The sequence below is a fragment of the Brachyspira sp. genome, assembly GCF_050873525.1.
GTDB lineage: Bacteria > Spirochaetota > Brachyspiria > Brachyspirales > Brachyspiraceae > Brachyspira.
In genome coordinates this window covers 1-2,465 of the sequence record NZ_JBNMIZ010000298.1, presented here as the reverse complement: position 1 = coordinate 2,465, position 2,465 = coordinate 1, and the positions used below count along the sequence as shown (strand labels likewise).

Below are 2,465 nucleotides of genomic sequence, written 5' to 3'. Positions count from 1 at the left end.
CCTAGAAATAAGATAAAGTTCTGTATTATAGTTTTTATATTTCTTCAATGGTTAATCATGTGTTTCGCTTATAAATTTTATGTCAAAACCTGATTTTTTTAGATTTTTGGCAACTGCACGCTTTACTTCATTTACAATGACAATAAATTTTTAAAAAAAATTTTATTTAAACTATTGACAAAAAATTCTAAATATCGTATAATTCAATCATTATGTTATTAAATCTAATAAATAATATTTGCAGTTCACCGCGAACCGCGAACCGCGAACCGCGAACCGCGAACCAAAGTAGTTTAAACTTTTTTAATTTTTCAAAAGACAAACTTCTATTTATTAAATCTTTTCTAACTTCAATTAATTTTTTGAATATATTTATTCGTTTTGCAAAACTTTGTCATTCGCCGAAGGCGTCCTATGGGAACGAGGACGAAGTCCGCTACAAAGTCGGGCAGAGCCAAGTAATCTAAAAAATTAATCTATAAAATAAAAACGGCTTATACAATTAAGTATAAACCGTTTCTTGAATGTGTGAATTAGAATTATATTTTAATTGAAAAAGATTTTTTTACGCTTTCGGTCCAAATCTAAATCCTAATTGAAGTCCAATGTCAAAAGAATCGCCTCCAATTTTTACTTCTTTTTGTTTTAATCCAAAATCTCCGCCCAAATACAAGCCGAAATTCATACCGATATTATCCGTGAAGAACAAATAATAATCGAAAGTCACTTTCATGTAGCCGATAACGGAAGGCGAAAACATATCCGTTATATCTTGTCTTTTAAGAGCAATATCATTTTCCGTTTTAACATCTTCTCTTGTTGATGCATTTTCTACTGCAAAAGTATAAGTCATTGACGACCTTCCAGAAATAGGGATTTTAACTCCTCCGCCAATTCCTATTGCAATCGCTCCTTTTCTACCAACGCCAATATTGAATTTAGGAAGCAACCCTATTTTGAAGCTATGATAGTATTGATTAATCCACATACCAGCTTCAGCGCTATAAGTTGTTCCGCTTGCAGTAGTGCTACTATCTACGGTTGTAGAACCGTATCCCATATTATACAAATCCCAAGCATAACCTAATTCACCCAAAACGCTTATGCCGAAACCGTCTTTGACTTGGAACATATAGCCGATTTGCGCGCTAATATCCGCATCGGCACTTACTTGCCCTTTAATTCCCAAATCTTTAGTTTCTTTAGTTGGGATTACGACTCCAGCGCCGCCAGCCAACTGGAACAAAAACTCGAAACCGCTTGCCGCAAATGCCGATGTTCCGAGCGCCATCGTCATTGCCATAATTAGAAGAATTTTTTTGATGTTTTTCATTTTTTTACTCCTTGATGAAAAAATTTTTTATTTATAACAAAATTGGGTTTCTTCTTTTTTCCCAATAAGTTATCGAAACCAAAATATCCGTAAAGAACGGACAATATATAAAATGATTTAATGAAAAGATTTTTGCAATAGAAAAGTCGGAAAAGTTTAAATGATTGGCGTAACGTAACGTAACGTAACGTAACGTAACGTAACTGCACCGTGTTTAATCATTTAACCCTCTCTTTTAAAATTTCTTTTTTCGTTAATTTAATTATTTTCAAATTATATAATATTTAAAAATATTTGTCAACTATTTAATTAAAAATTATTATACAATATTTTAAAAATAATGTCAACAATTAATTTAAATATTTAATAAATAATGTTTAATTTATAAAATATTTTTTATTTTTTATCAATACTTAAAAAACGCTTTCCTAAAATATAATCCATGAGCGGGGGCAGTAACCAAAGCTTTAGTTCTGTCCTCTTCTTTTATTATTTCTTCTATAAAATTAATCGGTTTATTTTTTCTCTGTCCTTCGATTAAAGTGCCAACCATAATTCTAACCATATTATGCAAAAATGCGTTTCCTCTTATTACCAAATATACAATATCTTTTTTTCTTATCGCAAAAACTCTCTCAATATATCGAAACTTTGAATCGTTTTCGTCTTCGGTTGAACAAAATGAAGTAAAATTATGTTCTCCGATTAAATATTTTGCATATTCGTTAATTAATTTTTCGTTTATAATATTTTTTCTATAAAACCAAGCGTATCTTTCATAAAACGGATAGGAAATATCTCCATTATAAACTATATATAAATATTCTCTAAAATTAGCCGAAGCCCTCGCATTAAAATTTTCTGGCATAATCTCCGCCGATATTATTCTTATATCTTTCGGCAAACATGAATTTAAAGCTATATGAACTCTCTCTATCGGAACGAGCATTTTTGGAACTCTAAAATTCGCAACCTGCCCCAAAGCATGAACTCCCGCGTCCGTTCTTCCGCAGCCGTAAATAGTTATTTTTTCTGAATATATTTTTTGAACGGCTTTAAATATTTCTCCTTGAACCGTTCTTAAATTCGGTTGTATCTGCCATCCGCAAAAATCCGTGCCGTCATATTGTAT

At 31.3% G+C, this 2,465-nt stretch carries 2 protein-coding genes; both read right to left on the bottom strand.

Going from position 1 to position 2,465, the window contains the following annotated elements:
* Nucleotides 1-565 precede the first annotated feature (565 nt).
* Complete coding sequence (locus ACR0QS_RS12760; RefSeq protein ID WP_432633832.1) at nucleotides 566-1,333, bottom strand: PorT family protein; 768 nt, start codon at nucleotides 1,331-1,333, stop codon at nucleotides 566-568.
* A 406-nt stretch (nucleotides 1,334-1,739) separates the two neighbouring features.
* The coding region (gene truA, locus ACR0QS_RS12755) for a tRNA pseudouridine(38-40) synthase TruA (protein WP_432633831.1) at nucleotides 1,740-2,465 on the bottom strand (726 nt) is incomplete at its 5' end.